The sequence below is a fragment of the Campylobacter sp. IFREMER_LSEM_CL2101 genome (assembly GCF_025771825.1).
Lineage (GTDB): Bacteria > Campylobacterota > Campylobacteria > Campylobacterales > Campylobacteraceae > Campylobacter_D > Campylobacter_D lari_C.
Map to the genome: position 1 here is coordinate 58413 of NZ_JAKMQZ010000008.1, position 21441 is coordinate 79853.

At 31.2% G+C, this 21441-nt stretch carries 21 protein-coding genes, 4 tRNA genes and 1 other RNA gene; 6 read left to right on the forward strand and 20 right to left on the reverse strand.

Annotation, left to right across the window (positions count from 1 at the left end; all coding sequences use genetic code 11):
- Nucleotides 1-444 (reverse strand): hypothetical protein, encoded by a 444-nt coding sequence (locus tag L8V88_RS06110; protein ID WP_263727247.1) that lies wholly within the window; start codon nt 442-444, stop codon nt 1-3.
- 52 nt (nt 445-496) lie between these two features.
- Here L8V88_RS06110 and ffs point away from each other — a divergent pair.
- Nucleotides 497-594: signal recognition particle sRNA small type (gene ffs / locus L8V88_RS06115), an RNA gene on the forward strand.
- A gap of 4 nt (nt 595-598) precedes the next feature.
- Here the strand turns inward: ffs and L8V88_RS06120 are convergent.
- The 5 genes from L8V88_RS06120 to L8V88_RS06140 all read right to left on the reverse strand — a co-directional run bounded on the left by L8V88_RS06120 (nt 599) and on the right by L8V88_RS06140 (nt 6241).
- Complete coding sequence (locus tag L8V88_RS06120; protein WP_039629186.1) at nt 599-1822, reverse strand: HD domain-containing protein; 1224 nt, start codon at nt 1820-1822, stop codon at nt 599-601.
- A gap of 160 nt (nt 1823-1982) precedes the next feature.
- Entirely contained in the window at nt 1983-2591 is a 609-nt protein-coding gene (fic, locus tag L8V88_RS06125) for a protein adenylyltransferase Fic (protein WP_263727248.1), read from the reverse strand.
- A gap of 62 nt (nt 2592-2653) precedes the next feature.
- Entirely contained in the window at nt 2654-3634 is a 981-nt protein-coding gene (locus L8V88_RS06130; RefSeq protein WP_263727249.1) for an ABC transporter ATP-binding protein, read from the reverse strand.
- Nucleotides 3634-5217, reverse strand: coding sequence for an ABC transporter permease (locus L8V88_RS06135; RefSeq protein ID WP_263727250.1), 1584 nt, complete (start codon nt 5215-5217; stop codon nt 3634-3636). Before L8V88_RS06135 ends, L8V88_RS06130 begins: the two co-directional genes overlap by 1 nt.
- Nucleotides 5218-5236: 19 nt before the next feature.
- Nucleotides 5237-6241: an extracellular solute-binding protein gene (locus tag L8V88_RS06140; protein WP_263675022.1), complete on the reverse strand. Its 1005-nt coding sequence runs from the start codon at nt 6239-6241 to the stop codon at nt 5237-5239.
- Nucleotides 6242-6431: 190 nt separating this feature from the next.
- On the opposite strand from L8V88_RS06140, the gene cgb reads away from it, so the two are divergent.
- The gene (gene cgb, locus L8V88_RS06145) at nt 6432-6860 is read left to right on the forward strand and encodes a single-domain globin Cgb (RefSeq protein ID WP_039619438.1); all 429 of its coding nucleotides are present in this window, start codon (nt 6432-6434) and stop codon (nt 6858-6860) included.
- A 23-nt stretch (nt 6861-6883) separates the two neighbouring features.
- Here cgb and L8V88_RS06150 read toward each other — a convergent pair whose 3' ends face one another.
- From L8V88_RS06150 to L8V88_RS06190, 9 genes are read right to left on the reverse strand one after another with little or no spacing between them, the layout of a single operon-like run.
- Entirely contained in the window at nt 6884-7357 is a 474-nt protein-coding gene (locus L8V88_RS06150) for a GlcG/HbpS family heme-binding protein (RefSeq protein ID WP_263680551.1), read from the reverse strand.
- A gap of 9 nt (nt 7358-7366) precedes the next feature.
- Complete coding sequence (locus L8V88_RS06155) at nt 7367-8995, reverse strand: multidrug ABC transporter permease/ATP-binding protein (protein ID WP_263727251.1); 1629 nt, start codon at nt 8993-8995, stop codon at nt 7367-7369.
- 2 nt (nt 8996-8997) lie between these two features.
- A complete protein-coding gene (locus L8V88_RS06160; protein ID WP_318529685.1) occupies nt 8998-9570 on the reverse strand; it encodes a type II secretion system protein in 573 nt (190 codons plus the stop codon).
- Entirely contained in the window at nt 9567-10574 is a 1008-nt protein-coding gene (gene tsaD, locus L8V88_RS06165) for a tRNA (adenosine(37)-N6)-threonylcarbamoyltransferase complex transferase subunit TsaD (RefSeq protein ID WP_263727252.1), read from the reverse strand. Before tsaD ends, L8V88_RS06160 begins: the two co-directional genes overlap by 4 nt.
- Complete coding sequence (locus L8V88_RS06170; protein WP_263727253.1) at nt 10571-11959, reverse strand: M99 family carboxypeptidase catalytic domain-containing protein; 1389 nt, start codon at nt 11957-11959, stop codon at nt 10571-10573. The genes tsaD and L8V88_RS06170 overlap by 4 nt, the downstream gene beginning before the upstream one ends.
- Nucleotides 11956-13035 carry a 1-deoxy-D-xylulose-5-phosphate reductoisomerase gene (gene dxr, locus L8V88_RS06175; protein WP_263727254.1) on the reverse strand — a complete coding sequence of 360 codons (1080 nt, stop codon included), beginning with the start codon at nt 13033-13035 and terminating at the stop codon, nt 11956-11958. Before dxr ends, L8V88_RS06170 begins: the two co-directional genes overlap by 4 nt.
- On the reverse strand, nt 13032-13760 hold the full coding sequence (locus L8V88_RS06180) for a phosphatidate cytidylyltransferase (protein WP_087700494.1): 729 nt from the start codon (nt 13758-13760) through the stop codon (nt 13032-13034). Before L8V88_RS06180 ends, dxr begins: the two co-directional genes overlap by 4 nt.
- An 11-nt stretch (nt 13761-13771) precedes the next feature.
- Nucleotides 13772-14092, reverse strand: coding sequence for a hypothetical protein (locus L8V88_RS06185; protein WP_263727255.1), 321 nt, complete (start codon nt 14090-14092; stop codon nt 13772-13774).
- Between the two features lie 2 nt (nt 14093-14094).
- A complete protein-coding gene (locus tag L8V88_RS06190; protein ID WP_263727256.1) occupies nt 14095-15399 on the reverse strand; it encodes an NFACT RNA binding domain-containing protein in 1305 nt (434 codons plus the stop codon).
- A 41-nt stretch (nt 15400-15440) separates the two neighbouring features.
- On the opposite strand from L8V88_RS06190, the gene L8V88_RS06195 reads away from it, so the two are divergent.
- Entirely contained in the window at nt 15441-16040 is a 600-nt protein-coding gene (locus tag L8V88_RS06195) for a molybdenum cofactor guanylyltransferase (protein WP_263727257.1), read from the forward strand.
- Entirely contained in the window at nt 16003-16977 is a 975-nt protein-coding gene (locus L8V88_RS06200) for a phospholipase A (RefSeq protein ID WP_263727258.1), read from the forward strand. Before L8V88_RS06195 ends, L8V88_RS06200 begins: the two co-directional genes overlap by 38 nt.
- Here the strand turns inward: L8V88_RS06200 and L8V88_RS06205 are convergent.
- A complete protein-coding gene (locus tag L8V88_RS06205; protein ID WP_263727259.1) occupies nt 16974-18326 on the reverse strand; it encodes a Na+/H+ antiporter NhaC family protein in 1353 nt (450 codons plus the stop codon). The two genes, L8V88_RS06200 and L8V88_RS06205, sit on opposite strands and share 4 nt — an antisense overlap.
- Before the next feature lie 134 nt (nt 18327-18460).
- Between L8V88_RS06205 and ilvD the strand changes: the two genes are divergently transcribed.
- Nucleotides 18461-20137: a dihydroxy-acid dehydratase gene (ilvD, locus tag L8V88_RS06210; protein ID WP_263727260.1), complete on the forward strand. Its 1677-nt coding sequence runs from the start codon at nt 18461-18463 to the stop codon at nt 20135-20137.
- Between the two features lie 76 nt (nt 20138-20213).
- On the opposite strand, the gene L8V88_RS06215 is transcribed toward ilvD, so the two are convergent.
- From L8V88_RS06215 to L8V88_RS06230, 4 genes are all read right to left on the reverse strand, one after another.
- Nucleotides 20214-20301: transfer RNA gene (locus tag L8V88_RS06215), tRNA-Ser, on the reverse strand.
- A 36-nt stretch (nt 20302-20337) separates the two neighbouring features.
- Nucleotides 20338-20411: transfer RNA gene (locus tag L8V88_RS06220), tRNA-Cys, on the reverse strand.
- Between the two features lie 16 nt (nt 20412-20427).
- Nucleotides 20428-20516 (reverse strand) — tRNA-Leu (locus L8V88_RS06225).
- 9 nt (nt 20517-20525) lie between these two features.
- A tRNA-Gly gene (locus L8V88_RS06230) sits at nt 20526-20600 on the reverse strand.
- Between the two features lie 166 nt (nt 20601-20766).
- On the opposite strand from L8V88_RS06230, the gene L8V88_RS06235 reads away from it, so the two are divergent.
- Nucleotides 20767-21441 (forward strand): cache domain-containing protein (locus L8V88_RS06235; RefSeq protein ID WP_263727261.1); only part of this gene is annotated, 675 nt, incomplete at its 3' end.

The window sequence follows — 21441 nt, forward strand, 5'->3', positions numbered from 1 at the left end:
TCATGATGGTTCTTTTGAATTTTTTTCTAAAATATATTTTATTTCTTGCTCAAAAAACTCATACACCCTAAGTTGTACCAAAGCTTCTTCTTCATTTTTATCCATTAAACGCTCAAGCCTATGGAAATTAATCTTTTTTGCATATCTTGGATTTTTCTTTAAAAGCAAAGCAATATTTTTAAGTAAAGCATCTAAACTAAGCTCATTTTTTAAAACTCTATCTACATATTCTTTAGAAGTTTGTACTAAAATTGCCTGCCTGCTTTTATCATCTGGATAAACTTCATTTGCAATATCAGCCAAAACTTGCCAAATTTCTGTTTTTATATTTTTATTTGCCACGATAATAGCAGCAAAAGATTTTGCTCTAAATTCTAAAGACAAATGACTAGGAACAAAAAATTCTCTAAATTTAGATAAAAAGTTTGCAAATATACTCAACATACTTCACCTCAATGTTTTTTAAGATATTTTAAGGTATTATTTCAACTGCCTTCTCTTAGACCTGTGCAATGCTATTTTTAAGCACCGCTTCAGGGTGGGAACACAGCAGAGCACTTAGACTTAGTGTGTGCCGCAGTCATCTGGGAGAGGGTTTTTAAAGTTTAAAATACCCTTTAATATCCTCACAAATTCTAAAGAAATTTACCCCATTAATAGTCGGATTTGTTTTAAAATACTCATACATTCCCACAAAACCGCTTTCAAGCTCTTTAGACTTTACTCCATAGCTAATCGATAAAGCTGCTTCTATAAAAGCTGCTAATTTATCACAATACTTCAAAGCCTTTCCATCAATAGCCTTAAAACGATCCTCATTTACCGCATCTAAACTACCACTATAAACACTTGGCTTGTTATTAAAAATACGATTTTCAAATTCATTTTTTACAAAGGCACTTTCTTCATTTTGCCCTTCTCTAATACCAAGTATATAACTAAATTCCTCTCTAAAAGATAGTGGTATAAAAGGTAAAATTTTCTCATTAATAAGCTTCATTTCATACTCATTGATGATTTCATTTAAACCATCTATGCCATATTTTACCGGAGAGATGATATCTCTAGTTAAACTTTCAGGCAAATCATGAAACAGCGCACAATAAAAATTGCTTTCTATTCTACCATCGCATGCTTTTACTTCTAAAGAATAAAAATAAGACAAAATAGCTACCACAAGCATATGTCCTAAAACCGCAGTTTCAGGAATCCTTGGAGTTTGCGCCCATCTTTTTTGAAAGCGCAAACGTCCGCTTAGATCGATTATTTTAGAAATTTTTTGATTAAGAGCTATTTTTCTTGCACCGATTAATTCATAATAATCTTCTAATTCTTCTTCAACCTTAGCCTTAATCTCATCAATATCACTTAAAAACGAGCTAGTTTGATAAACTATATTAAACTCCCACCTTGTCGCAAAATACGAAGCAGCTTTTAAAATAAGCCTTTCTTTCGCATAATCTTTACCTTGTAAAAAAAGCTCATAGCGTTTTAAAAACTCACCATTTTCAATATCTTGAATCATCGGTGCGATTTTACTTAACACCCAAGCACTTACTTGCTCATTTTTTGCACGCGTTATTTCATGGTACACATCAGGGCGTATATCAGTCACTACTACCCTACTTAAAAACTCAAAAATCCCAGCTTCTATGATAAAGCGCATATTGACATCTTTTTCCATTTTAGCAATGAAATAAGCAATGATAAATTTATGTGCTTGCTTATCAAGCTCGACTAAATTTGTCATTCTAGGATAATCATTCCACCTTGATATAGAAGCAGCTTTAAAAATATGCTCTATTAATTCTACACTAATCATTTATTTCCTTTTTTTGCTGTGATTTTACTTTATTTTATAATCTTTAGCAAATTTTATTTTGATATTGTGATTTAATGTTTTATTATTAAGTAATGCAATAAGAAGAATTTGAGATTAACAAGCTTATGTCAATAAAAATTATAAAACTAGCTTTAAATCATCAAAAAAGCTCTTTTGTTTTATAGAGTGTATATCCTTCATAATAATAGCTTGCGTCAATCCCTCTTGCAAAAATATTAAAACTATGAATGTCATCACTCAAAGCATTTTGAAGTAAAATTTTTATCTCTACATCTTTAATAGGACTTCTTTGCATAGCCATTATATAATCATCTTTATCAATCAAACTCCAATCAATCACTTTTTTCAACTCTTTTTTAAGTATTAAATCAAGCCAAATTCTCATGCTTCTGCCATTTCCTTCTCTAAAAGGATGAGCTACATTCATTTCTACATATTTTTCTACAATTTGTTCAAAGCAAGATTGCTCCATGAGTTCTATTTTTTTAATTGCCTCATGTAAATAAACAGCAGGAGCAAATCTAAAATTTCCTTTTGAAATATTTACCTCTCTTATTTTTCCTGCAAAATCATAAATATCTTCAAATAATTTTTGATGAATTACCCTTAAGCTTTCAAAACTTCCTGCTTTTAATGTATCTAAAAAACCACTTTCAAATAAAGCTTTTGCCTTTAGTTTGCTTATTCTTTCTTCTTCTTTGGCTAATTCTAGTTGATTTTTTATACCAAGTTTATTTGTAAGTATCATTTTAAACCTTTAAAGTTTATATTTTATAAGATATTTAATATAAACTTTATTAAATTTATGATTTAAAACTCTTTTGTTTCGCTTAACTTAAGATAAATTTCATCATTTTTACTAAGCTCTTTATGATGATAAATGCTAAAAATATGTCCTTCCAAACTCACATTTATTTCATAAAAATCCCCATAAAATACGCATTCTAAAACACTGGCTTTTAAAGGGGTTTGTGAAGTTGAAATTTGTATATCATTAGGGCGTAAAATGCCATTTTTACTTTGCAAATATGCTTTGAATTTCTCATCCAAAATTGTATTTGGATCTATAAAAAATGCCTCGCCCAAAAAGCAAGCACTATCTATATTTTTAGGCTTATAAAAAAGCTCTTTAGCGCTTCCATAGTCTAAAATTTTCCCATCCTTAATCAAAGCGATATTATCTGATAAATAAAAAGCATCGTCTTTATCATGTGTGACAAAAATAGCACTAAGCTTATGCTCTTTTAAAATATTTTTGATTTCTTTGCGCATTTTAACGCTTAAAGTGTGATTTAAATTTGAAAAAGGTTCATCAAAAAGTATAATCTTTGGCCTTGCAACTATGGTTCTTGCTAGTGCTACTCTTTGGGCTTGCCCGCCACTTAGTTCATTTGGATAGCGCTTTAAAAGTGTATTTAAATTTAAAATTTCTAAAACTTCATCAAGTCTTTGTTTTTGCTCATTTTTGCTTAAAGAGCTTATACCAAAACACATATTTTCTTCTACATTTAAGTGCGGAAACAAAGCATAATCTTGAAACAAAACTCCCACATCACGCTCTTGTGGGGCTAAATACACATTCTTAGAAGCAACTAATTTATCCCCTATATAAATACTACCATCATTGATTTCAAAAAAACCTGCTATACAACCAAGCAAAGAACTCTTACCACAGCCACTTTCTCCCAAAATACTGACAATCTCACCTTCTTTTAAACTCAAAGAAATTCCTTTTAAAACTTCTGTTTTTCCAAAAGATTTGTAAAGATTGTCAATTTTTAAGATTTCCATTATTGTCCTTTTTGGTTGTTTTTATTTTGCAAATAATGCATTAAAAATGTAGGGATAATCCCAAATAACACTATAACCAAAGATGGCAAAGAAACATTGTAAATTAACTCATTTTCACTATAAGCAAATACAAGCGATGAAAGCGTTTGAAAACCTGAAGGTGAAAGTATAGTCGAAATAGGCAATTCTTTTAAAATATCCACACAAATAATCACCACAGCTAAAGCTAAATAATGCTTCATCAAAGGAAAATGAATTTGAGTGAAAATTTTAAATGGTTTTGATTTTAAGGTTAAATTTGCATAGTCTATATTTTTAGAAATTCGCTCATAACCTGATTGAGTTGCAAAAATCCCTGAAGCTAAAAATCTCACAAAATACCCAAAAAACAACACCAAAAATCCACCACCTATGGCATATTCAAAAGATAAAAGATCAAAAATATAATTTAACACACCCAAAATCACTAAAATTCCCACAGCCACCACAGCTCCAGGTAAAGAATACCCCAAAGTCGTAAGCCAAAGAATGATTTTAGAAGCTTTTGTATCATTTAAACGCACCACAAAACACAAATAAAATGCCACTCCCACAATAGTAAAAGAACTCACCAAAGCCACACTAAGACTATAAAATGCAGGTGTTAATACATTGCTTAAATTTTGCATAAAATCAAACCCAGCCCAATAAACAAGCCATATAATAGGCACGACAAAAGCTAAAAATGCCACTAAAAAGCACCATAAAAAGGCTAAAAATGCCTTAAAGCCTTTTAACTCATCTTTTGGAGTAGGTAAAAATACATTTTGATTAAAACCTTTTTTACCTCTTTGAATTTTTTCTAACAGCATTAAAAGTGCGATAAATACAAGCAAAGCCACGCTTAAAGCCACAGCGCTGACTTCATCACCGCCGCTTCCCCATGTTCTAAAAATTCCTGCACTAAAAGTATCTACGCTAAAATACGCCACCAAGCCATAATCACTCAAAACTTCCATAGCCACCAACAGCAAAGCACCCACTATACCCACACGGCAAAATGGCAAAATCACTTTAAAAAATGTTTTTAAATTAGAAGCCTTAAGTGTTTTAGCACTTAAAATGATATTTCCAAGTCCATAAGCAAAGGTATTTTTAGCAAAAAAATACACATAAGGATAAAGCGCAAAAGATAAAATCACAATCACACCATATGCGTTCATGATATCTATACGCCTATCAACGCCTAAAAAAGTAGGGATTAAGCCTTGAAATTCAAACAAATCAATCCAAACAAAACCCATCACATAAGAAGGTATAGCCAAAGGTAAAATCAAAAACCATTCAAAAAATTTCGAGCCAAAAAATTTATAAAAAGCTATCAAATAAGCACTAACTAAACCTATAATCAAACACAATACTAAAGTCCCAAACAATATAAAAGCACTACCAAAAATATATCGTGGCAAGACATTTTTACTCAAATGTTTTAAGGTGTTAATATCTATAAAAGGAAGGTGTAAGATAATGGCAAGTATAGGCAGTATGATTAAACTACAGAAAAAAAAGGTGGCAAAAGACCACCTTAGACTTAAAAATTTCAAATTTTATTTTTCCTTAAAATTATTTCCATTGAACTTCATCAAAAATCATTAAAGCTTCTTTAGCATTACCCCAGTAAGCTTCAAAATTTGGTTTTTCGATTTTAAACTCGCCCCATGATTGTAAAATTTTAGCAGGTTTTACTTCTTTATTTACCGGATACTCATAGTTTTGGTTTGTTAAAATTTCTTGTGCTTCTTTTGAAAGCATAAACTCGATAAATTTAACAGCAGCTTCTTTATTTTTAGAAGTTTTTAAAACACCTATACCACTTACATTGATATGCGTTCCTCTATCATCTTGGTTTGGAAAAATCACTTTTACTGAATTTGCAGCTTCAACATCTTTAGGGTTTTTTGAATTTGCTAAATGACCTAGATAATAACTATTTGATATAGCTACATCGCCTTCTTTTGCATAGATTGCACGAATTTGATCACGGTCCCCACCTTTTGGAGTGCGTGCAAGATTATTTGCTATGCCTTGAGCCCATTCTTTTGCTTTTTCTTTGCCCAAAGTATCAATCATAGCACTTAGTAAAGAGATATTATAAACATTATTTGAACTTCTTACTAAAACTTTACCTTTAAATTTAGGATCAGTTAAATCCTCATAAGTTTTAATCTCTCCATCTTTAATTCTATCTTTAGAAGCGATGATGATTCTTGCTCTTGTTGTAAAAGCATACCATTCGTTGTTTTTACCTCTTAATTCTTTTGGAGAAAGTTTTTCTAACTCAGGTGAGCTAACTGATACAAAAAGATTATTTGTGCGAACTTGTTCTAAATTTCCCGCATCAGCAGTCATAAACAAATCTGCCTTTGAATTTTTACCTTCAACTTCTAATCTTTTAGCAAGCTCATTAGCCTTAGCTTGCACCACATTTACACTAATGCCTGTTTTTTCTTGAAATAATTTGAAAATTCCTTTATCAGAATCATAATGACGATGAGAATAAATCGTAAGCTCTTGAGCGCTTAAACTCATAGCAGCTAGTAAAGATAGTAAAACTACTTTTGCTTTCATTTTATAAAATTCCTTAATTTTAAATTTTGAAATTGATAAGGATTATTATATTAATAATTCACTTTATATTTACTTAAATTGATACACATAATCATTTTAAAATAAAATAATACAAAATTAACATAAATCAAGATATTTTTTCTCTCATTTTTATATAATCATCAAAAATACAATATACAAAGGAGAAAAAATGACACAAGAACAAATTCAAATCATCAAAGATTGTGTGCCGGTTTTACAAAAAAATGGTGAAGTTTTAACTAAAGAATTTTATAAAATCATGTTTGAAGAATATCCTGAAGTAAAACCTATGTTTAATATGGAAAAACAAGCTTCAGGCGAGCAACCAAAAGCTTTAGCAATGGCTATTTTAATGGCAGCAAAAAATGTAGAAAATTTAGAAAATATGAGAAGCTTTGTTGATAAAGTAGCTATCACTCATACAAAATTAAATGTCAAAGAAGAACATTACCCTATAGTAGGCGCTTGTCTTTTAAAGGCTATTAAAGTAGTATTAAATGCAGATGAAACTACACTAAAAGCTTGGGAGGAAGCTTACAAAGCTATCGCACAATTTTACATAGACATTGAAAAAGAAATTTATGCAAAAGCTAAGTAATCATAGGCTTTGATTTTCAAAGCCTATTTTAAAAACGCTATCCCTGCTTTAGCTATTTTTACATCCTCATCTAAGTGTGCTCCACCCACACCTATACCACCAACAACAACTCCATCTATAAAAATCGGCACCCCACCGGGCATAATGGAAAACTTATCATCTAAATAACGAATATCTTCAGGTATTTTACCCTCTTTTACACCTTTAAAAATAACTGCTGTTTCTCTTTTTTGTGAAGTGGCTGTGTAAGCTTTTTTATAACTAGCATTAAGCGTATGCACACCCGCCTTATCATCTCTTAAAACCGCTAAAATTTGACCAGATTTATCTACTATGGTAATACTTACATAAAAGCCATTTTTTCTTGCTTCTTTCTTTGCAAGCTCCAAAATCCCTTCAACCATTTGTGTAGTTAGCACAGGCTCTTTTACAAGCTCAAAAGATTTTGCCATCAAACTTACTCCTAAAAATACACATAAAATAAGTAATTTTTTCATTTTTTTCCTTTAAAATTTTTCTACCGTGTTTTTTGCTAATTCTTTTATATCGCCTTTTAATTCACAAATTTGACCATTTTGTGCGAGTAAAATTCTATCAGCCATATCAAAATACACATCATCATGAGTTATAGCAAATATAGTAATACCTTTTTGCTTTAAAAGTGGCAAAAGTTTAGTATAAAAAAACTTCCTAAACATAGGATCTTGATCGGCAGCCCACTCATCTAAAATCAAAATATCTCTTTTTTCAAGCAAAGCATTAAGCATAGCTAGACGCTTTTTTTGTCCAGCTGAAAGTTTTATAGTGCTAAAAGTATTTTCTACAAGCTCTACTTTTTCATTAAGTTCTAAAATTTCAAGCCAGTATGCTAAGTCCTCTTTGCTAAATTTTTCATCTTCTAAAACATGCTCAAATAAATGAAAATCACTAAAAATCGCACTAATTAAACTTCTATATTCATACATATTTTCCGAAGTTATTTTTTCATCATCTAAAAAAATACTTCCTTTAAAATCTGTAAAAAGCCCTGCTAAAATCATAGAAAAAGTAGATTTACCGCTACCATTTTTACCTATTAAAAATACACATTCGCCTTTTTTAAGCTCAAAATTTACAGGTTTTAGTGCAAATTTTTCATTGTATGCAAAAGATACATCTTTAAAAGAAAGTTTTTGCCAAGTTTTTTTATTTTGACTGAGTTTAAACTCATGAGAATAATTTTCTAAATTTAAATTTGAAATTTTATCTAAAGCGATTTTTGCCATCATAAGCGTAGGAAAACTTCCTATCATAGCTCCAAGTGGCGCTCTTAAAAAAAGCACACTTAAAGCAATAGTCGTAGCACTTTGCAAACTAGCAAGCTCATAATTTAAAGCTATATAAAACTCCACTCCTACTAAAGCTAGCATAGCACTATTGCTCCAGTTGTTAGATAAAATATGCAAGATATTTCCCATAGTGGAGCTTTTTTTCTTTTTCAAAGCATTTTTTTCAAACTCATTTTCATAATAATACTTCGCCCTTAAAGGATTTAAGGTTAATTCCTTATGTCCTTGTAAAATATTTTGATAGTTTTTTTGCAAAGCATCATCATTTTCCCTAGCATTTTTAAAATAAAAATACACCTTGCTCATCAAAAAATTATCCACCAAAAAAACACACACTATCCACGCTAAACACAAAAAGAAAATTTCTAAAGAAAGATAAGCTATATAAGCACTTACACAAATAATCAAAACACTTGATTGTATGAATTCAGGAAGTCTTAAAAGTCCAAAAGAAATACTACGCACATCATTATTTAAAGAAGCCAAAATCTTTGCTTTAGTAGTATTTAAAATACTCAAAACACTTGTATCTAAAATTTGCTTTACAACCCTTCTTTGCATTTTAAAAATAAAACTTTGTCCAAACGAGCTTAAAGCAATTTCTACAAAAGAAGAACTCGCAAAAAATACAAGCAACAAAAGCACAAAATACACGATAATATTTGAGTTTTCAAGATTAGCTTTTAATAAAAATTCATTGATAAAAACTAAAGTCAATACACCTAATATACTCGTAAAAATACTAAAAAGCAAAAAAAGAATGATTTTAAGTTTATTTTCTTTAAAAAGTATCAATATAAATTGCAACTTTAACTACCACTTAAAAAATACACCCTAGTAGCCAAATCTTTAAAAGCTTTAGAGTGGATTAAACTTTGACAAGCCTTAGACTTTGAAGTGCTTGTAAATTCACTTTGACTAAAAGCATTTAAAGCCTCATCCAGTTGAGTTTTTATACTTTGATTTTTAGGATCTTTCAAAGCTTGATTTTTTAAATCTGCTATATTTTGGGCTTTGCTTTTTTGAGCATTATCTACTATAAGTGCTAAAAGCAAAATGCTTTCTTTATCCACAAAAAGTACTTTAAAACACTGCTCATCATTTCCTACACTAAAATCAAGCTCTTTGGTGGAATTTTGCAAAGTTGATAAATCTTCATTTTTTATATTTGCTACATTACTCATCAAAGCTATACTTGAAAGACTTTCATTTTTTAGCACATAAGCACTTATATCATTGATAAAAGTTTTTAAATTTCCCAAAGCTTGAGCCGTGCTTGCTTCATCTTTACTTGTGCTAAATTTTGGCAAAGCAACCGCAGCTAAAACCCCAAGTATGATCACCACAAACACAAGCTCTATAATAGTAAAAGCCTTTTTCATAATACGCCTTGTAAGTTTTTTACTTTAGGGCTTATAAGATCATCTTCAATACTTACAAATTCTTTACGCTCATAAGCTTCACAAGCTACCCTTGCTATCATCAAAGCATTATCTGAGCAATACTCAAGTGGAGCTAGCAAAAGCTCACATTGATAGCTTTGGCATAAATGCTCTATTTGACTTCTTAAGCTTAAATTTGCACTAGCTCCGCCTACTATGCCAAAACGCTTAAATTTATACTCTTTAAAAATTTTTTCTAGCTTGTTTAAAATATGAGCTATGGCTGCTTTTTGAAATGCAAAAGCGATTTTACTTTTACGCTCTAAGTTTAACTCTTCTTTTAAAATTTCCAAACGCACTTGGTTTTTAAGTCCTGAAAAACTATAAGCTAAGTCTTTAGAATGAAGCAAGGGTATGCTAAATTCTAAATCACTTTCTTTTACATTTTTAGCTAAATTTTCTATGATAGCCCCACCAGGATAACCAAGCCTCATCATCTTAGCTACTTTATCAAAGCTTTCTCCAAAGCTATCATCGGTTGTTCTTGCTAGTTCTGTGATTTTACCTTGCTCATTAATAAAAAGCACCATAGTATGCCCACCACTTACAAGCAATACACCCATATCAAAACTAGCTTTTTTATCTAAAAACATAGAGTAGATATGTCCTTTTAGATGATTAATCGCTATAAGTGGTAATTTTAAACTAACAGCAAGCATTTTAGCCATAGCTACCCCACCTATCAAACTCACACTAAGACCAGGTTCATTTGTAACTGCTATGGCACAAAGTTTGTCAAAGTATTTTTGGCATTTTTCTAAGATTTTAGGTAAGGCTTCACTGTGTAATCTTGCTGCAAGCTCAGGCACTACCCCTCCATAAACACTATGAGCATTTTCTTGAGAAATCTTTGTATGAAAAATGCATTCAAAGCTGTTTTTATCTATGATAGCAATAGAACTATCATCACACGAGCTTTCTATAGCAAGGATTAGGCTTTTCATTGAAATTCCACTAAAATCATACCGATAAATTTGTCTTTTTCTTCTGCTTTTTCTATGGCTTTTGCAGGTATGTTTGCTTTTTTGATTTCTTTAAAATTTGTTTTTTTTTCTAAGGCTTGATCGGCTAAATTTGCATTTTTTAACTCATAAAATTCCACTCTATAAATTTTTCTTTTTTTATCTAAAGAATAACGACTTTGCATTTGATTTTTACTTATTTCTATACCGCTTTCATCATTACCCCTATCAAAACCTATGACATTAACCCTTACACCTACAATAGGAGGAATTTTAAAGCTATTTTTTACCATGATTTTTTGAGCAAAATTTGTTTGTATATTTTTTCCATCTACTATCATTTCAACACTATCTAGGGCATTTGAAAACTCAAAGTATTCAGGGTATAGTCTAGTTTGCAAGCGATTGCCGTAATTGACTGAGTATGAATTAGCATTTGAAATCACTGCTGTAATCTCATTGCTTGCTTCATAATTTAAAGCTTGGTTGGTAGGAAAAGGTAAAAAATTCACTCTATTAGCGGGTTTGTCAAGATAAAGTAAAATTTTATCATTAAAAAGTCTTACTTCCAAAGGCTTTTCAATGGCTCTATAAACCCCATTTGGAGTTAGATCAAAAGTTCTTTGAAATTCTATATTTGCCTTTTTTAGATAATACTCCACCGCCAAAAGATGATAATACACTCTTAAATGTGTTGGTAAATTTTTACTCGCTTCATTAGCAAAGGCTGCTTTGTGATTTGACACCACAAAATAAGTTAAAGCTTTTAGCATATCTTTGTCATTGCTTTCTTGGGTTTTGGTGTTTTTTAAATGATATTGATGTTCTTCTTTTACCAAGGCTTTATTGATATTTTCTACCGCTTCTTTAGCTATGCTTTCTAAGTCTGCATATTTTGTAGAATTTACCTCACTTTGATCGATAATGCTAGTATTACCCCAGCGGTTTGGATTTTTATCTTTGCTTTCATATTGTGGTCTATAAAAACCACTTCCATCGTGTAAATTTATGACCATATTAACTTCAGGGTCTAAAATAAGCTTTTTTATACGCTCTATGGTGTGAAAATCAGGATCGTTTTCATCTATATGGGCAAATTTTCTATTTAAATCTCCAAAATTTCCCCTATTTCTAGCAATAATACTTTCAAAAGCCAAATTTGGTGCAACGATAATTTTACCTTTAGTGATATTATAATCACTCAAAAGCAAGCTAGCTGCATGAAACCCACCTGGCTCATCTCCTTGTATGCCTCCAAGGATTAAAACTGTGTTATTATCATCTAAACTTTTTCCATTTTCTTTCACACTAAATTCTAAAGCAAAAACTGCATTTATAAAAATCAAAATACTTAAAAAATATCTCACTTCATTTCCTTATCTAAATAAAGCCTTACTTGTTTATCGTACTCAAAAACATCTTCAATTTGGTTAATCTTTGGCACACCAAAATGATCTAATGCTTTAAAAATTCCTTTAGCTATGTCTAAAAACTGTGCTTTTTGGGCTAAAAATTGATACACCATATACTCATTTGCACTATTTATAATCACACCCAAATCAGGCTCTTTCAAAAGTTCATCTTTGAGTGAAAATATAGGATATTTTTTTAAACTAATTTTTTCAAATTTTAAACTTGGTATAGCTAATAAATCTAAATTTTCTATAAAGCTTTGATCATGCTCATCTAAAATCGCTTGAGCTATAGACAAACGCATATTTGCATGAGAAAAATACGCACTTATACCACCGTCTTTAAACTCGCACAAAGCATGCACTAAAGATTTTCTTTCTATCAAAGCATCTATTTGTTTAATACCATAAAGATGATAAGCTTCGATGATTTCAAAAAGCTTATTGCACATACTAGCACTATCTATGGTGATCTTAGCTCCCATACTCCAGTTAGGATGCTTGAGGGCTTCTTTTACGCTGACATTTTTTAAATCTTTGATTTTATAATTATAAAAGGCCCCGCCACTTGCTGTGATGAAAAGTTTTTTAATGTTTTTTCTTTTATCTATCAAACACTTTAGTGCTGCGTGTTCGCTATCTATAGCTTTAACCTTAGAAGTATCAAAAAATTTCCCTGCTACTACTAGGCTTTCTTTGTTTGCCAAGGCTAAGGTTTTACCAAGCTTTTGTGCCATAAGACTTGAGTTTAACCCCGCAAAACCTACTATAGCATTTACCACCAAAGAGCTTTTGCACTCAGCTATCATCGCTTTTAAGCCCTCTTGAGCACAAAAAATCTTATCATGATCAACCAAGGTTTTATCTTTTTCATCTTGGATACATACAAATTTAGGCTTAAAAAGAGCTATTTGCTCATTTAAAAGCTTGATATTTTTACCACAAGATAAAGCTTCTATGCTTATGTTTTTTTCTTTAGTAATAAAAAGAGTATTAACCCCTATACTTCCCGTGCTTCCAAGTACAATCATACTAAAGTTGCCATTGCAAATGCTGCAATGATAACAGCATCAATTCTATCTAAAACTCCCCCATGTCCTGGGATTAAATTACCGCTATCTTTAATGCCTGCTTGTCTTTTAAAATAACTCTCAAGTAAATCCCCTATCACAGCAAAAATAGCTACTATTAAAGATATATAAATACTTTTTACTAAGCTAAATTCAAAAGAACCTATGATAGTTCCTAAAATCCCTGCACAAACTATGCCACCTACTACACCTTCTAAGGTTTTATTTGGGCTTGTTGGAGAAAAAGCTCTCTCGCCAATGAGTTTTCCTATAAAATACGCCCCACTATCGCAAGCAACGACAATCACTATAAGCCAAAACAATACAAACATACCCTCATAGCTTAATACTTGATAGAGCATTAAAATAGGCAAAGTAGGATATATATAAGGCATAAGTTCATTTAAATTTTCACTTTTTTTATAAACTAAATATCCCAAAATCAAAATCAAAGCCATAAGGCCTATAAAGAAAGGTTTATCCAAAAATGCACCTATTGCAAAAATACACAAAGCCACAAAAGCACTTGCGTGTTTGCTTTTAAACATAGCTTTTGCTTCATTAAATGCCAAAAACAATAAAACACCAAAAATAGCAAAATTAATCAAAAAATTATCCACTAAAGCAACAACAGCTATCACAGCTATCATCACAATAGCACTAAGAATTCTTGTCTTTGAAAACATTTTTATCCTTTCTATATACTTAAATCAAGCAAATGAGAGCTTTTTTTAACTACTTCTTGCCCTTCTTGTTCATCTTCATCTTCTTGCTCTTGTTCTTGATGATGTTTAGAATGCTTTTTTTCTTCCTCTTGTCTTTCTTTTACCTCATCGCTTACTTCGTGAGTTTGATTGACTTTTTCAAGTTTTTCAACTGTTTTTTCTTTTGCTTGAAACTCACTCATATTCACTAAAGTCGCAAAAGAATCTTTTGCTAGCTCATTGCTTACTTGTGCTGAATGTACCGGTGCATTTTGGTTAGCATAATTAACGCCACCTATGGGACTTATAGGCATATTCACTCCTTTAAAATGCTTATAGTCTTATAATTTGTATAATTTACAAAAGCCTTTTCTCTAACCTTAACAAAATTCTTACTCGTATAATCGACCAAATAAGCTCCAGAGCTTAGCTTGGAAAATTCCACACAAAGTTTTGCTGCAAATTCTAGCACTAATTGACTTATTTTTAATTTATTTGAAGTAATGATCACATGTGCACTAGGATAATCTTTCACATGTAGCCAAATATCATCTTTTTTAGCTATTTTTAATAAATATTCATTAGCTTTTGCATTGCGCCCTACGCTGATTTTAAACTCATCAAAATAAAAGCTACTAACCCCTGCGTTTAACTCTTCTTTTTTAGTTTTTTTACTTTTTTTAGGCATTAAAACTTCTAATTCTCGCAAAGAAGTGCTTTTAGTGATTAAATCTTTTAAATTGATTAAAAAATCAAGTTTTTCACTTAAAATTTCTCTTTCTATATTGATATTTTTAGCCTTTTGTTTTAGCTTTTTAGCTATTTTGTAAAATTCATTCGCACTATTTTTAGGTGTATCTTCGAGTTTAAAAGCAAGTTCATTTGCATTAAAATCTTGCAAAATAAATTCTCTTTGATAATCTTTTAAAGAATTTAAATTAGCAAATAAAACATCTGCTTTTTGGCTTAATTCTTGAGCTTTTTTTAACAAATTACTTTCTTGCTCTAAATTTTCTATACTCTCTTTAAGAGTAAAGATTTTTTTATCTACATTTAAAAGTTTATTTTCTTTTATATCTTTTAAACGATCTTGTTGTAACTTTTTAGCACTTTCTTTAAAATATGCATTAAAATCATCAATCTTTACAAACTTTTCTTTGATCTCATAAGCTTTTAAAGCTTGGAGTTTTTCGCCTATTTTTACAATACGGTAGCTTTTATCTATATGACGCAAAGCTTCTATGATAATATCATTAGTATCTGTGATGATTACATTAGTGTTTTTTCCTGTAAATTCAAAATAAATCTTAGCCCCATAAGCTTTGTAAGATTTTTCCGATAAAACTTCAAAAGATAAAATTCTATTATTTTCTAATACTTCTAAATTTAAAATCTTCGCATTAGAGAAGTATTTTTTTAACATAAAATCAAAAGGTGCGTTATAAGCTTTTGCTTGGAGTTTATCTTGGTAAATTCCACTTTTTCCGCGTGTTAAATCTAGTATAAAAGCTTGATGATCTAAGCTAAGCTCTAAGATATTATCATCAAGGCGTTTGAGATAATTTAGTCTTTGAAATTGTTTAAAATAATCTTTTATTTGTATTAAATCTGTATATTTCATAAATGTATTATAAAATATTTTGATGAATTTATGAGGTTTTTATGAGTGAAAAAATTCCCTATCCTTGTGTGATTTTATGTGGTGGAAAGTCTTCACGTATGGGAGAAGATAAAAGCTTATTGCAAGTAGATGATAAAAACTTAACTCTTTATCAATATGAAAAAATGTCAAGGATTTTTAATCAAGTTTTTATTAGCACCAAAAAAGATAAATTTCATCAAAAAAACTTAGCACTTATTTTAGATGAGGATTTAAATAACTACTCTCCACTCATTGCCTTAAATTCCATACTTAAACATTTTCAAAACACCTATGTATTTATCCTTAGTGTAGATACTCCAAATATAAGTAAAGAAAGTATTTGCAAACTTTTTCATCATCTAAAATCACAAAACATACTCTTAGCAAGCACAAAAAAACACAAACATTATTTATGTGGATTTTATCATAGTAGAAATTTTGAAAAAACTTTGCAATTTTTACAAGAAAATAACCATAAACTAGCCCTTTTTTGTGATACAATGAAAGCAGAATTTATAGAGTTTGAAAATGAAAATGAGTTTATAAATTTAAATTATTTAAACGAATACAAAAAGTGGCTTCATGAAAAGGACAATTCTACCCATACTATGTGCTTTTAGTGCTTTAGCAAATGAGGATTTAATCAATCAAGCCTTAGAATATGAAAGGCAAGGTAAGTATAAAAAGGCTATGCAAATTTATAAAAGCTTAGCTTTAAAAGATACAGCAAAAACAAAAAATTTAGAACTTTCTCTTAATAATGAGCAAAATACAACAAAAGAACGCAAAATAGATGATTTTAATCCAAGAAGCGAAGCTTTGGCAAATTACCTTGGCACAGAAAAATCATACAATCCTTTTGGTATTAGCACGCATAATCTTAGCTATTTTATGCCTATTTCTTATAGTTTTAGCAAAAGAGATTATAAAAGCACTGAAACTAAATTTCAAGTAAGTCTTAAAAAAACTCTTTTTGAAAATCTTTTGGGTTTAAATGAAAGTTACAACATAGGCTATACACAAATTTCGTGGTGGCAACTTTATGAACATTCATCGCCTTTTAGAGAGACTAATTATTTGCCTGAATTTTTCATCAATTTTCCTATAAGCGGGCATGGAGCTTTTGAAAATTTAAAAAATGTACGCGTTGGTTTATTACACGAATCAAACGGGCAAGATGATCCAAAATCAAGATCTTGGAATAGAATTTATCTAAGCAATGCATGGTTTTTTGACGACTTTGTGTTCATACCTAGAGTTTGGCTAAGAATTCCTGAAAAAAGCTCAGAGGATGATAATCCTGATATAGAAAAATATTTGGGTAATTTTGATATCAATCTTGCTTATACTCAAGATGATTATTTTATCAATATCTTATGGCGTAATAATTTAAATTTTGCTAATAACCGCGGTGCAGTGGAAATAAGCGGAGCTTATAAAATTTCTAACAATGGCTTGTATATTTACACTCAGTATTTTAATGGTTATGGTGAGAGTCTTATTGAGTATAATAAATCTTCAAGCAGACTCTCAAGTGGAATTTTGCTAATGTATTAAAGCAAACAAAATGCTATAACACTACCTAAAATAAGTAAAGAGCCATTAAAACATAAAAAGGTTGGTATGCAAGTATCTTTGATGTGATCACCTTGCTTATCTGCATTAAGCCCTACGCTCACTCCTAAAGTTGTTTCACTAGCAGGCGATCCTGCATCGCCTAAAGCTCCAGCAACACCGATGATAAAAATAATCGCAGCAGGTGAAAAACCAAGCTCTATACATATAGGACAAAACAAAGCAGCGATGATAGGAATAGTCCCAAAAGAACTACCTATGCCTATGGTGATTAAAAGCCCTATGGCTAGCATGATAAAAATAGCTAAAAAGTGACTTTGCTCCATAAAAGGCACGCTTGTTTTTACAAGCTCAGCTATACCCCCACTTTGCTTTAAAACCTCTCCATATCCTGAAGCAACAAGCATTACAAAGGCTATATAACCCATAATCTTAAGCCCATCATCAAAGACTAGATTAACTTTGTTATATTCTACTCCGCCCAAAATCACCATCAATACAAAACCCAAAAGCCCGGATAAAGGTAAATTGTGCGTTAAAATTTGCAAAATCAAAGTCAACCCAAGACCAGCTAAAACACCCCATTCTTTTTTACTCATTTTTAGATTTTCAAAGTCCATTTTGGCAATTTGTTCTTCTTGATATTCTCTTGGCTTAGCATAAAATACAAACACAGCCAAAAACAAACCAACTAGCATACAAATAGCCGCAAAAGCCATAGTTTGAGAAACCTCTCCTAGGCCAATTTGCACTCCATTTGAATTTAAATTATCCACAAGCAAAGTTTGAAAAATAAGTCCAAAACCTAAAGGCACTACCATATAAGGAGTTGTAAGTCCAAAAGTTAGCGCACAAGCTATGGCTCTACGGTCTATTTTTAATTTATTAAAAAGTTTTAACAAAGATGGGATCAATAAAGGCACAAAAGCCACGTGGATAGGGATTAAATTTTGTGAAAAACAAGCAATAAATGCCAAAGAAAGTATAAGTAAGTATTTTTTATGTGAAATATAATGCGAAACTATTTTAATCAAATATGCTGTCAAATTAGTTTTTGATATAGCAGCAGCCACCGCTCCAAGTAAAATATAACTTAGTGCTGTTTGTAAATTTCCTTGCATGCCGTCAATTAAAACTTTCATAGAATCCATCATAGCTTGTGGAAGTTGAGTAAAAAACTCCATCAAAGTTAAATGCTCTACATTCATAAATTTAGACCAAACACCCACAAAAAGCCCAGAAAGCAAAACACTAAGCAAAACATTAAACCTAAAAAAACACAAAAGCGTCATTAATACAACGCCTATAAATACTGGATTAGTTAAAAGCATTACATTCCTTAAATCAAAATAATTTCACATTTTAAATAATTTTCTTTAAAATACCATTTAAGTTTAAAAAATTTAAGCAAAAATTGCAAAATAAAAGCATAAAATGATAGTTTTTACTTTAAAAAAGGATACAAATGAGAAGTGATGCGATCAAAAAAGGACATTTAAAAGCACCAAATCGCTCTTTGCTTAGAGCATGTGGCTTAAATGATAAGGATTTTAACAAGCCTTTTATAGGTGTGGCAAATAGCTATATAGATATCATCCCGGGGCATTTTTTCTTAAATGAATATGCAAAAATCATTAAAGATGAAATTCGCAAAAATGGTTGCATTCCTTTTGAATTTAATACTATAGGTGTTGATGATGGCATAGCTATGGGGCATGATGGTATGCTTTATTCTTTACCAAGTCGTGAAATCATTGCAAACTCTATTGAAACAGTGATGAACGCACACCAACTTGATGCGCTAATTTGTATCCCAAATTGTGACAAAATCACTCCAGGTATGCTCATGGGGGCTTTAAGAGTTAATGTGCCGACTATTTTTGTGAGTGGTGGGCCTATGAGAGCAGGAGTAAATAAACATGGAGAAAAAATCAGCCTAAGTTCTGTTTTTGAAGCAGTGGGAGCTTATGAGGCTAAAAAAATTGATGAAGATGATTTAAAAGATATAGAATGCAAGGCCTGTCCTAGTGGAGGATCTTGCTCGGGTATGTTTACTGCAAATTCTATGAATACTTTATGTGAAGCTATGGGTATAGCGCTAGAAGGAAATGGAACTATTTTAGCACTTAGTAAAGAAAGAGAAGAGCTTTTAAGAAAGGCTGCGCGTAGAATTTGTGAGATTGCTCTAGATGAGCGTTTTAAAATTCGTAATATCATCACTAAAAAGTCCATTAACAATGCTTTAGTTGTTGATATGGCTATGGGTGGAAGCTCAAATACTATCTTACATATGCTTGCCATTGCTTATGAAGCAGGTGTAAATTTAGATATAAAAGAACTCAATCACATCAGTGCTAATGTAGCTCATATAGCTAAAATCGCCCCATCTTTAAATACTGTTTATATGGAAGATATACATAAAGCAGGTGGGGTAAGTGCAGTAATGGCTGAAATAGCTAAAAAACCTGGCCATATTTTAGAACTTGATACTCTAGATATTAGTGGAAAAACTTTAAAAGAACGCATTGAGAATGCTAGCATTAAAGATGAAAATATTATAAGAAAAATAGACAATGCCTATTCAAATGTAGGCGGGCTTGCTATACTTTTTGGGAATTTAGCCAAGCAAGGCTGTGTGATAAAAACTGCAGGTATTATGGGTGAGCGCAAATTCAAAGGTAAAGCGGTTTGTTTTAATTCTCAAGAAGAAGCTATTAAAGGTATTATAAAAGGTAAAGTTAAAGAAGGCGATGTATGCGTAATACGCTATGAAGGGCCAAAAGGTGGACCTGGTATGCAAGAAATGCTTAGCCCGACTTCATTACTCACAGGCATGGGACTTGGTGCTAAAGTTGCACTTATAACAGATGGTCGTTTTAGTGGAGCTACAAGAGGACTTAGTATAGGTCACATTTCTCCTGAAGCTGCCGAAGGTGGGCTTATAGCGCTTTTAGAAGATGGCGATGAAATAGAGATTAATGTAGATACTTACAGTATCAATGCAAATTTAACTCAAGATGAAATTACCAAACGCAAAGCAAACTTTAAAATGCCAAATAAACAAGTAAATTCAAGATGGCTTAAAATGTATCAAAAGCTTGTAAGTAATGCTAGCAAGGGTGGAGTTTTAGACTTAGAATAATTTTCTTAATTTCTTTAAGAAATTAAGAAATATCTTTTTAAATGTGAAAACAAAAATATGAAAAATTATGTTAAAGTGGCCGGGAGAAAGGGATTCGAACCCCTGGAGGTGTGACCCTCAACGGTTTTCAAGACCGCCGCTTTCGACCACTCAGCCATCTCCCGTATAAAGAATAAAAACATCAAGTATTAACATCGCATTGGAGGCGACATCCGGATTCGAACCGGAGATCAAGGCTTTGCAGGCCCATGCCTTACCGCTTGGCTATGTCGCCTTGAGTTACCAAAAAGTGGTGCCCGAGGCCGGACTTGAACCGGCACGGAAGAAAAATTCCGAGGGATTTTAAGTCCCTTGTGTCTACCAATTCCACCACCCGGGCGGGTGATAATGGAGCGGGAAACGAGATTCGAACTCGCGACCCCAACCTTGGCAAGGTTGTGCTCTACCCCTGAGCTATTCCCGCATTAAAATTGAAATTATATCTATTAAAGCTTAAAGATATATAAAAACATTAATTTTTTTCGTTTTTTAATTATTATTTTTCATTTTAAAAAGATTAAAATTTTATTTTTTTCTAATTATTTTAAAAGTAAAATACTCGATTAAAAACAAAAAATAAAGGAGCAAGAATGTTTAAATTTAACAGTTTATCTAATAAACTGACTATAATAGCTTGTTTTTTAATAGCTGTTATATTAATAGTGGTTAATGTTATTAACTATTACCAATCTAAAGAAAGTACAAGTTATTATCTTGAAGAAATTCAGAAAAAAACTATGTATGATGTTAATGAAGCATATAAAATATACTCTAATAGCAAAAGAACTGCTATTGCTTCTATAGTTAAATTTGTAGAAAGAAATCCAAATGCGGATACAATGGAAATTTTTGATGCTTTAAGCACCATAAAAGAATCAGCTGGTTTTGATGTGGTTTATCTTGGATTTGAAAGTAATGGTAAATTATATCAATCTAATAGAATTATAAGAAGCCCTGAAGATACAGGATTTGACGCAAGAACAAGATCATGGTACCAAGAGGCTAAAGCAGCAGGAAAACTTGTAGTATCTGATCCTTATAAAAGCATTGAAGATGGTTCGGTTACTCTTTCTTATACAGCTCCAATTTACAAAAATAATAAACTTTTAGCTGTAGTTGGGGGAGATTACAACCTTAACACTTTCTCTAAAGATGTTTTAGCTCTAGGACATTCTGATAGTTCTTATGCAGGTGTATATGATAAAGATGGTGTAGTAATCTTCCACGAGGATAAGGAAAAAGTACTTACCAAAACAGATTTAAGC

Bases quoted from the DNA above. Each gene is read 5' to 3' on its own strand.
- L8V88_RS06110 (WP_263727247.1), bottom strand. From the start codon at position 444: ATGTTGAGTATATTTGCAAACTTTTTATCTAAATTTAGAGAATTTTTT.
- L8V88_RS06120 (WP_039629186.1), bottom strand. From the start codon at position 1,822: ATGATTAGTGTAGAATTAATAGAGCATATTTTTAAAGCTGCTTCTATA.
- fic (WP_263727248.1), bottom strand. From the start codon at position 2,591: ATGATACTTACAAATAAACTTGGTATAAAAAATCAACTAGAATTAGCC.
- L8V88_RS06130 (WP_263727249.1), bottom strand. From the start codon at position 3,634: ATGGAAATCTTAAAAATTGACAATCTTTACAAATCTTTTGGAAAAACA.
- L8V88_RS06140 (WP_263675022.1), bottom strand. From the start codon at position 6,241: ATGAAAGCAAAAGTAGTTTTACTATCTTTACTAGCTGCTATGAGTTTA.
- cgb (WP_039619438.1), top strand. From the start codon at position 6,432: ATGACACAAGAACAAATTCAAATCATCAAAGATTGTGTGCCGGTTTTA.
- L8V88_RS06150 (WP_263680551.1), bottom strand. From the start codon at position 7,357: ATGAAAAAATTACTTATTTTATGTGTATTTTTAGGAGTAAGTTTGATG.
- L8V88_RS06160 (WP_318529685.1), bottom strand. From the start codon at position 9,570: ATGAAAAAGGCTTTTACTATTATAGAGCTTGTGTTTGTGGTGATCATA.
- tsaD (WP_263727252.1), bottom strand. From the start codon at position 10,574: ATGAAAAGCCTAATCCTTGCTATAGAAAGCTCGTGTGATGATAGTTCT.
- dxr (WP_263727254.1), bottom strand. From the start codon at position 13,035: ATGATTGTACTTGGAAGCACGGGAAGTATAGGGGTTAATACTCTTTTT.
- L8V88_RS06180 (WP_087700494.1), bottom strand. From the start codon at position 13,760: ATGTTTTCAAAGACAAGAATTCTTAGTGCTATTGTGATGATAGCTGTG.
- L8V88_RS06185 (WP_263727255.1), bottom strand. From the start codon at position 14,092: ATGCCTATAAGTCCCATAGGTGGCGTTAATTATGCTAACCAAAATGCA.
- L8V88_RS06190 (WP_263727256.1), bottom strand. From the start codon at position 15,399: ATGAAATATACAGATTTAATACAAATAAAAGATTATTTTAAACAATTT.
- L8V88_RS06195 (WP_263727257.1), top strand. From the start codon at position 15,441: ATGAGTGAAAAAATTCCCTATCCTTGTGTGATTTTATGTGGTGGAAAG.
- L8V88_RS06200 (WP_263727258.1), top strand. From the start codon at position 16,003: ATGAAAAGGACAATTCTACCCATACTATGTGCTTTTAGTGCTTTAGCA.
- L8V88_RS06205 (WP_263727259.1), bottom strand. From the start codon at position 18,326: ATGCTTTTAACTAATCCAGTATTTATAGGCGTTGTATTAATGACGCTT.
- ilvD (WP_263727260.1), top strand. From the start codon at position 18,461: ATGAGAAGTGATGCGATCAAAAAAGGACATTTAAAAGCACCAAATCGC.